This window comes from Streptomyces sp. WAC05292, assembly GCF_003949955.1.
GTDB lineage: Bacteria > Actinomycetota > Actinomycetes > Streptomycetales > Streptomycetaceae > Streptomyces > Streptomyces globosus.
The window spans coordinates 1-8,622 of sequence record NZ_RPSE01000273.1; the positions used below are offsets into that span (position 1 = coordinate 1).

8 protein-coding genes and 1 pseudogene are annotated in these 8,622 nt (G+C 74.9%); 3 read left to right on the forward strand and 6 right to left on the reverse strand.

Annotated elements, in window-relative coordinates; translation table 11 throughout:
• Positions 1–362: alcohol dehydrogenase catalytic domain-containing protein (locus tag EF903_RS23500; RefSeq protein WP_399421516.1), on the reverse strand; the 362-nt coding region annotated here is incomplete at its 3' end.
• A 133-nt stretch (positions 363–495) separates the two neighbouring features.
• Positions 496–1,257, reverse strand: a complete 762-nt coding sequence (locus EF903_RS23505; RefSeq protein ID WP_125546266.1) for a PIG-L deacetylase family protein — start codon at positions 1,255–1,257, stop codon at positions 496–498.
• A gap of 159 nt (positions 1,258–1,416) precedes the next feature.
• On the opposite strand from EF903_RS23505, the gene EF903_RS23510 reads away from it, so the two are divergent.
• The gene (locus tag EF903_RS23510; protein ID WP_125546268.1) at positions 1,417–2,502 is read left to right on the forward strand and encodes a S1C family serine protease; all 1,086 of its coding nucleotides are present in this window, start codon (positions 1,417–1,419) and stop codon (positions 2,500–2,502) included.
• Positions 2,503–2,584: 82 nt separating this feature from the next.
• Here the strand turns inward: EF903_RS23510 and EF903_RS23515 are convergent, their stop codons facing one another.
• Both EF903_RS23515 and EF903_RS23520 read right to left on the reverse strand, forming a co-directional pair.
• Positions 2,585–3,670 carry an S-(hydroxymethyl)mycothiol dehydrogenase gene (locus EF903_RS23515; protein ID WP_125546270.1) on the reverse strand — a complete coding sequence of 362 codons (1,086 nt, stop codon included), beginning with the start codon at positions 3,668–3,670 and terminating at the stop codon, positions 2,585–2,587.
• A 73-nt stretch (positions 3,671–3,743) separates the two neighbouring features.
• Positions 3,744–4,724: a LysR family transcriptional regulator gene (locus EF903_RS23520; RefSeq protein ID WP_125546272.1), complete on the reverse strand. Its 981-nt coding sequence runs from the start codon at positions 4,722–4,724 to the stop codon at positions 3,744–3,746.
• Between the two features lie 71 nt (positions 4,725–4,795).
• On the opposite strand from EF903_RS23520, the gene EF903_RS23525 reads away from it, so the two are divergent.
• Together EF903_RS23525 and EF903_RS23530 are read left to right on the forward strand one after the other, a co-directional pair.
• Positions 4,796–5,752, forward strand: a complete 957-nt coding sequence (locus tag EF903_RS23525; protein ID WP_125546274.1) for a dihydrodipicolinate synthase family protein — start codon at positions 4,796–4,798, stop codon at positions 5,750–5,752.
• Between the two features lie 402 nt (positions 5,753–6,154).
• Positions 6,155–6,895, forward strand: coding sequence for a LysM peptidoglycan-binding domain-containing protein (locus tag EF903_RS23530; RefSeq protein WP_125546276.1), 741 nt, complete (start codon positions 6,155–6,157; stop codon positions 6,893–6,895).
• On the opposite strand, the gene EF903_RS23535 is transcribed toward EF903_RS23530, so the two are convergent.
• Both EF903_RS23535 and EF903_RS34280 read right to left on the reverse strand, forming a co-directional pair.
• Positions 6,879–7,820 carry a squalene/phytoene synthase family protein gene (locus tag EF903_RS23535; protein WP_125546278.1) on the reverse strand — a complete coding sequence of 314 codons (942 nt, stop codon included), beginning with the start codon at positions 7,818–7,820 and terminating at the stop codon, positions 6,879–6,881. The two genes, EF903_RS23530 and EF903_RS23535, sit on opposite strands and share 17 nt — an antisense overlap.
• Before the next feature lie 67 nt (positions 7,821–7,887).
• Positions 7,888–8,622: pseudogene (locus EF903_RS34280) on the reverse strand (serine/threonine protein kinase); the annotation flags it as partial.

Below are 8,622 nucleotides of genomic sequence, written 5' to 3' on the forward strand. Positions count from 1 at the left end.
CCCCCGCCGCAGCCCTCCTGCCCGCCCCGGACGGCCGCGGCGTCGTCGAGGCCGTCCGGGGCGGGCAGGAGGGCTGCGGCGGGGGCGGTGGCGTACTCGGCCAGGCCGCCGTGCGGGAGGGCGGGGTTGGCGATGACGCGCCGGCCGTCCTCCGTTTCCGCGCAGACCTCGACGCCGGGGGTGAAGGGCAGCGGGGGGCGGATCTGGTAGCGGCCCCGTACGAGCAGGGCGTCGGGGAAGTTGACGGCGGCCGCGAGAACGCGCAGCCTCACCTCCCCCTCGCCGGGCACCGGTTCGGGGACGTCTTCGAGGCGCATGGCCTCGCGGGGTTCGCCGGTGGTGTGCACTCGCCATGCCTGCATCCGGGGCCTCCAGGCGCCGTCGGGGGAACCGCGTCCGCGGCATACTAAGCGGTTGCTTGGGCTTCTGGGAACCAGGTGCCCCGTCGGGGCGCCGCCCCCGGACCGGCGGGGCGGCGCCTCGGGCGGGGAGGGGTCAGCGGGAGAAGAGCTCGAAGGTGACGGCCGGACGGCCCCCGAAGCGGGCCGCGGCCTGCTCGGCGAAGCCGGTGAGGAACCCGCGGCAGTACTCCTGGGGGTCCTGGTCGGTCAGCGCCTCGATGTACGCCTTGTGCTCCATCAGCGAGGCGATGGACCGCTCCATGCCTGCCGTGGCGTCGGCGGCGTGGGTCGCCTGCGGGGATCCGGCCACGGCGACCCAGCGCACGCCGTTCCACGGCTCCAGGCCCTGCTCGGTGAGCTCGGGGAAGATCCACCGGTTGCCGGCGTCGGCGGCGGCGTCCAGGGTGGCCCGGCCGACCGCCTTGTGGTCGGGCGTGTTCCAGAAGCCCCCGCCGCCCTGGCCGCCCCAGGTGTCGCGGTGGTTGAGCGTGATGAGCAGTTCGGGCCGGTGCCGCCGGATGGCGGCGGCGATGTCCCGGCGCAGGTCGAGGCCGTACTCGATGACTCCGTCGCGGTAGTCGAGGAACTCGACGGTGGAGACGCCGACCACGGCCGCGCTCGCCCGCTGCTCGGCCTCCCTCAGCGGGGCGCACTCGTCGGGCGCGAGGGTGTCGATGCCCGCCTCGCCGCGCGAGGCCAGCAGGTAGGCGACCTCGCGGCCGCCGTCCGTCCAGTCGGCGATGGCCGCGGTGCCGCCGTACTCCAGGTCGTCCGGGTGGGCGACGACCGCGAGGGCGCGCGTCCAGTCGGTGGGCATGGGCTCCAGGGGTGCGGGCTGTCCGGTCTGCTTGTCCATGCTGCGCACCCTATGCGAACGCACCGGCGGGGAAAGGGAGTCGGGGCGGACTGCCCTCCGGTGCGCCGCCGGGCGCCCGCGCCCCGCCATCGCAGGACACCTCCGCGGTGCGGGGCTAGCCTGAAAGAGGGACCCCTCCTGCGGAAAGGTGGCGGGCTCATGAAGGTGCGGTGCAGCGGCCCCGTGCTGGCCGCCGCGGTGTTGGCCCTGGGGACGGCGGCCCTGCCGCCGGCGTACGCGGACGACATGGACCCCCGGGAGGTCTACGAGAAGGCGGCCCCTGCCACGGTGCTCGTGCAGGGCGAGCTGGGGAGCGGCAGCGGGTTCGTCTACGACGCCGAGAAGGGGCTGGTCGCCACCAACGCCCATGTGGTGGAAGGGCAGGCCTCCTTGAAGGTAGTGGTCGGCGATGAGACGCAGCCGGCCCGGCTGGTCGGCATCGACCCCTGCGAGGACCTCGCCGTCCTGGCGCTCACCTCCGTGCCGCCCGACCTCAAGGCGCTGGAGTTCGGCAAGAGCCAGGATGTGCAGACCGCCGACACCGTCACCGCCCTCGGCTATCCGGCGTCGCTCGGCGGCGTCGGCCAGAAGGCCGTCTACACGGCCGGCTCCGTGCAGAATCCGCAGGTGGCGAACGCGGAGCCGTCGACGTCCCTGCCGCGCTATCCGGCCATCATCCAGCACTCGGCGACCGTCAACCCGGGCAACTCCGGCGGCCCCCTGCTCAACGGGCAGGGGCAGGTCGTCGGGATCAACACGCTCGCCAGCTCCGGAGACGTGCAGGGCCAGTTCTTCGCCATCAGCGGCGACCACGCCCGGCCGCTGCTGGACGGCCTCGCCGAGGGGGTCAGGAAGAACGACCCCGGGTGGATCCTGGCAGGTCTCGACGACCCCGACCTGCCGACGTACTTCGAGGGGACGGACGTCGAGCCGGCCGCGGTGGAGAAGGCGCAGAAGCAGCTCGCCGACTCCGGGGTGACCGGGGTGTTCGTGGTCGACTCGCGGAGCAACACGCCCGCGGCCAAGGCGAAACTGGGGCGGGGGGACGTGGTGACGGCCGTCAAGGACACCCGGGTCGAGTCCGTCGGCGGGATCTGCGACATCCTCCAGTCCGCCTCCCCGGGCGAGGTGCTGCCGGTGCAGGGCGTGTACTCCATCAACGCCGACGGCAAGGAGATGAAGTTCGGCGAGGCGTGGGAGACCGACCTGACCCTGGACAAGGCGTCCACGACCACCGGCCAGTGAAGGAACCCCGCCGCCGACGGTGTTGCGACGGGGCGGGGGCCGCGGACCGGCAGCGGCCCGCGGCCCCGCCCGTCGTCCGGCGTCAGAACTCGACGACCGAGCGCAGGACTTCTCCGCGCTCCATCCGGGCGAAGGCGTCCTCGACCCCGTCGAGCGGGATGGTCTCCGAGACGAACGCGTCCAGGTCGAGCCGGCCCTGGAGGTACAGGTCGACCAGGACGGGGAAGTCGCGCTCGGGCAGGCAGTCCCCGTACCAGGAGGACTTGAGGGCGCCGCCGCGGCCGAAGACGTCCAGCAGGGGCAGCTCCAACCGCATTTCGGGGGTGGGTACGCCGACGAGGACCACGGTGCCCGCGAGGTCGCGGGCGTAGAAGGCCTGCCGGTAGGTCTCGGGGCGGCCGACGGCGTCGATGACGACGTCCGCGCCGTGGCCGCCGGTGAGTTCCTGTACGGCCTTGACCACGTCCTCGGTGCGCGCGTTGATGGTGTGCGTGGCGCCCAGCCCGCGGGCGAGTTCGAGCTTGCGGTCGTCCAGGTCCACGGCGATGATCCGGGACGCGCCCGCCAGCCGGGCCCCGGCAACGGCCGCGCTGCCCACTCCCCCGCAGCCGATGACGGCCACCGAGTCGCCGCGGCCCACGCCGCCGGTGTTCAGGGCCGCGCCGAGGCCGGCCATCACCCCGCAGCCCAGCAGTCCCGCGGCGGCCGGTGAGGCCGCCGGGTCGACCTTGGTGCACTGGCCCGCGGCCACCAGGGTCTTCTCCGCGAACGCGCCGATGCCGAGCGCCGGCGACAGCGGGGTGCCGTCCTCCAGGGTCATGGGCTGGGCGGCGTTGTGCGTGGCGAAGCAGTACCAGGGGCGGCCGCGCCGGCAGGCCCGGCAGGTGCCGCACACGGCCCGCCAGTTGAGGACGACGAAGTCGCCGGGGGCGACCGAGGTGACGTCGGGGCCGACCGCCTCGACCACGCCCGCCGCCTCGTGGCCGAGGAGGAAGGGGAACTCGTCGTTGATGCCGCCCTCGCGGTAGTGCAGGTCGGTGTGGCACACCCCGCACGCCTGGACCCGGACCAGCGCCTCGCCCGGCCCGGGGTCCGGTACGAGGATCGTCGCCGACTCCACCGGTGCGCCCTTGCTCCGCGCGATGATCCCTCGTACGCGATGCGTCACGTCATACCCCGCTCTGCTCGGATCCGTCTGGATCACCGAACGTACACGGGGCGGGGGCCCGAGGGGAGTTGCATCACGGGCCGTCGTCCGCCGTGGCCGGTTCCGGCGGCAGCGCGGCGCGAAGCGCCTCCCCGAAGGCGGCCACCGCCGGATGGCCGGCTGACCCGCTGCGGAACGCCAGCTTCGTACGGCGCTCCATGCGCAGCCGGGTGAGGGCGACGGCCGGGTCCGCGTGCCCGTGCAGGCCCAGGCCTGGGACGACGGCGACCCCCTGCCCGGCGGCGACGAGCGCGAGGACGGTGGGGAACTCGTCGACCAGGTGCCGCACGCGCGGGGTGAACCCGGCGGCCTCGCAGGCCCGTACGGCCATGGTGTGGCAGAGGGTGCCGGGGGTGGCGGTGATCCAGGGGGCGTCGGCATGGGCCCGCAGTGCGGCGCGCTGGTCCGCCGGGCCGGGGCCGCCGGCCTCGGCGGGCCCCTCCGGGCCGTGGTGCGGCGCGCCCGGGGGCGGCTGCCGGCCGGCGGCGGGCGCGGCCAGGTACATCGCCTCCCGGTAGAGGGGCTCGGTGGCGATCCCCGGCTCCCGGGGCGCGGGGACGAAGTCGTATTCGTGGACGAGGGCGACGTCGAGGTCGCCGGCGCGCAGGGCGTGCGCGACGGCCGCCGGGTCCGTCTCGGTCACCATGGGCTCCAGGCGCGGGTGGCGCCGGGCGAGGGCGACGAGGGCGGCGGGGACGATGGCCCTCGTCGCCGTGGGGAAGGCGCCGACGCGCAGGGCTCCCGCGAGGCCGCTGCGCGCCTCCGCAAGGTCGGCGGCCGCCTCCTCCAGCCGTTCCAGGACGGCTTCGGCGTGCCGGACGAGGTTCTCTCCGGCCGGGGTGAGACGGACGGTGCGGCCGGTGCGTTCGAGCAGCGGCAGTCCGGCCTCCCGTTCGAGGACGCCCAGCTGCTGGGAGACGGCCGAGGGGCTGAAGGAGAGGGCGTCGGCGACGGCCGCGATGGTTCCGCGGCGGGCGAGTTCGCGCAGCAGGCGCAGGCGACGTACGTCGAGCATCGGATCAGCTTACGGTTCGGGTAAGGAATGCGAACTGGATCTGCGGGTCGGGGCGGGCGAAGCTCGTCTGCATGGCGCACCACACACAGGACACACAGGACGCAGGGCACTTCCGCGGGCCGCAAGCCGGCGCAGGGGCCGGGAGCCTCTCCCTGCGCGGGATCCACGTCCCGCTCATCACCCCCTTCACAGCCGGCGGCGACGTCGCGGCGGACGCGCTGGAGGCGCTCGCCCACCAGGTCCTCGACGAGGGGGCCGACGGGATCGTCGCCCTGGGCACCACGGCGGAGGCGGCCTCGCTGGACGCCGCGGAACGCGACCTCGTCACCCGCGTCTGCGCCCGGGCGTGCCGGGAGCGGGGCGCGGTGCTCACCGTCGGCGCGGGGGCCGGCGGCACGCGCTCCGCGGAGGAGGACCTGCGCCGGCTCGCGCGGTGGCCGGAGGCGCGGGCGGCGCTGGTGGCGGTGCCCTCGTTCGTGCGGCCCGGCGCGGCGGGCGTGCTCGCCCACTTCACCAGGCTGGCCGCGGCGAGCCCGGTGCCGCTCGTCGTGTACCACATCCCGTACCGCACCGGGCAGCCCCTGGACGCGGAGGCGCTGCGGGCGCTCGCGGAGCTGCCGGGGGTCGCCGGGGTGAAGTACGCGAACGGCGGGATCGACCAGGAGACGGTGGCGCTGATGGCGGACCTGCCGGAACGGTTCGCGGTGCTCGCCGGCGACGACGTGTTCGCCTCCCCGATGCTCGCGCTCGGCGCGGCCGGCGGGATCCTCGCCTCCGCGCACCTGGCGACGGCGCGGCACGCGGAGCTGGCAACCGCCTGGCGGGAGGGGGACGCGGTGCGGGCCCGGGAGCTGGGCCACCGCCTGGCCGCACTGGCCGCCGCGCTCTTCCGGGAGCCGAATCCGGCGGTGGTGAAGGGGGTGCTGCACGCGCAGGGCCGGATCCCCGCGCCGGACGTACGCCTTCCACTGCTGCCCGCGAGCCGGCGGTCGGTGGCCGGGGCACTGGACCGGCTCGCCGCGCTCTGACGTCCCCCGCGGGACGCGGAGTCACGGCGGGTGCGCCGGAATACACCCGCCGTGGGCGGTTGGCAAAGAACGGGCCGGATGCCCTTATCGGGCACCCGAATCCACACTTTGTCCGTTTTGCTCCGACCGGCCCGCAAACCGTGATGTCAGTCACTCCGCACTGTGCAACATCATTTCCCGCAGAGGCGGGATTCCCTTTTCCCTGAAAGGAAATCCGGCATTCCACGAGATCGCCTCCAAGGTCGTTTACCGCACCGAAAGAGGCCAGTGGATCACGCGCGTGATGCGGAGCCTTGTTCCACCCCCGCGGACTCGCCTACCTTCACGTCGTTCCCGGCGGGCAGCTACCGATTCCGGCATCCGCCAGGGCTCCCCCCGCACCCGCACGTGAGGAATTCCGCCATGCCCGGAACGGGTAAGCACCGCCGCCCGAAGCAGCGCCCCGCCGTCCGCAAGCTGGCCGTCGCCGGCACCGGCGGCGCGGCCCTCGTCCTCCCGCTGATCAGCGCGACCACCGCCGGCGCGGCCGTCGCCAAGCCGGCCGCGGCGCCCGCCACGACCGCGGCGGCACTGCCCGCCGCCAAGCCGTCGGTGGAAAAGGCGGCAGCGCCCGCGACGTATTCCGTGACCGCCGGCGACACCCTTACGAAGATCGCCGCGCAGCATTCCGTCGCCGGCGGCTGGAAGGCCCTCTACGAGGCGAACCGGAGCGCGATCGGCGGCAATCCCGAGGTGATCCGCCCCGGCCTGAAGCTCGCCCTCGGCACGGCCGCGAAGGCCGCGGCCGCGAAGGCCGCGGCGGCCAAGCCGGCCGCGTCCTACCCGGACAACCTCGACGGCTGGATCCGCGAATCCCTCGCCGTCATGGCCAAGCACGGCATCCCCGGCACCTACCACGGCATCCACCGCAACGTCATGCGCGAGTCCTCGGGCAACCCGCGGGCCATCAACAACTGGGACATCAACGCCCGCAACGGCATTCCCTCGAAGGGCCTGCTCCAGGTCATCGACCCGACGTTCCGCGCCTACCACGTGCCCGGCACCTCGACCGACTCCTACGACCCGGTCGCGAACATCACCGCCGCCTGCAACTACGCGGCGGCCCGCTACGGCTCCATCGACAACGTCAACGGGCCTTACTAGCCCGCGATGCGGCCGGGGCCGCGCGGCGTGCCCCGGCCCGGGCGCGCAGCAGCGTCCGTACCGGAGCGGCCACGCCGTAGCCGACGTCGCGCCGCAGCGCCCCCGCGCCGGCCCGCTCCACCGCCGCCAGTTGGTGCCCCATCAGCTCCGTCATGGCCGCGACGACCGGCCGCAGGCCCGGCTCCGCCAGGTCGAGGATGCCGTTCGCGGCCTCCAGGGCGGTCCGCGCCCGGCGCGCCTGCGCGGCCAGCAGGGCCCGCACGGCAGGAGTGTCGCGGGCCTGTTCGAGGTCCTCGCGGGTCACGGAGTGCTCGGCGAGGGCGGCCCGCGGCAGGCACAGGCGGCCCTCCGCCAGGTCTCCGGCGAGGTCGGCGAGGAAGTCGACGCGCTGGGCGGCGTCGACGAACCGGCGCCACCCCGCGGCCTGCGCCTCGTCGGGCCCGCCGGGGTGCTGGAGGCCGGTGAAGGCCAGCAGCCCCGGCCAGGCGTAGGCGTCGAGGTAGGCCTGGAAGTCCTCCTCGGTGCCGAAGCCGTCGAAGCGGGCCTCGGCGCCGGCGGCTCCCTCCAGGAAGCGGGAGACCCAGCGCTCGGGCAGGCCGCGGACGGCCACGGCGTGCGCATAGGCCCGCAGCAGCGGGTCCGGGCCGCCGCCGGTCCGCAGCGCCTCCCCCACCCGCTCGGCGAGCGCCGCCAGCCCGTCCGCCCGCTGCCGCGGTGTGCCCGTCTCGGCGGTGTCGTCGACGAGGTTCATGAAGCCGACCCCGGCGGTCATCCACGGGACCAGTTCCGGCGCGGCGAGCAGGCGCAGCGTCAGGTACGGGGCGGGCTCCCGGCGCATGACCCGGCGCGCGGCGTGCGTGAAGTCGGCGCGCAGCCGGGGGTCGCGGATGCCTGCCGCCGTCAGGGTGGTGCGCCAGGTGGGCATGGTGGTCGGTGCTCCTCCGAACCGTGCGGGCCGTACGCGCTTGCGGTGCGCGTACGGATACACGATGTCAGCTCTTGTAGACCTTCTTCACGTTGCCCTGGGTGTCGGCGTGCACGTAGCCGCCCTGCCCGTACTCGTCGCTGAGGTAGGGGCGCATCGAGGGGGTCCCGTCGAAGAGCCAGGGCTCGATGATGACGTAGCGGGAGGTGGGCTTGTCGACGCCCAGCTCCCGCTCGGCCTTGTCCAGCAGGCCGGGCAGGGCGTCCCAGTTGACGCCGGCCATGTCGATGGGCGGCTTGTCGGGCCTCAGGGTGCCGCCGGGTCCGCTCTTCCTGGCCTGGCCGTCGCGGTACTGCCAGCGGTCGTACGTCTTCGCGCCCGGGGCGGTGGGGACGGACGCGAGCACGTACTCCTCGTAGACGGTCATCTCCGCGAAGGTGGTGGTGCCGGTCTGCTGCTTGAAGGCCTCGATCGCGGTGCGGACGTTGGCGGGGGTCAGCAGGCTGCCCCGGGGTGCGGCGGCCTCCTTGGCGGGCGCGCCCGACCCCGCGGACTGCCTGGGCGCGGCACCGGTGCCGCCGGCCGTGGCGGCGGGGGCGGACGCTCCGCCCTTGCCCGTCTCGCCGCCGCCGGCGTCTCCCCCGGACAGCGCGTTGGCGAGGGCGACGGCCCCGCCGCCGGCCAGGACGACCGCGAGGAGCCCGCCGAGGAGGGCGGGGCGGCGGCGCGGGGTCCGGCCGCCCGTGGGCACGGCCGCGGTGGCGGCGTACGGAGAACCGCCCGCCGGGGTGAACGGGGGCGG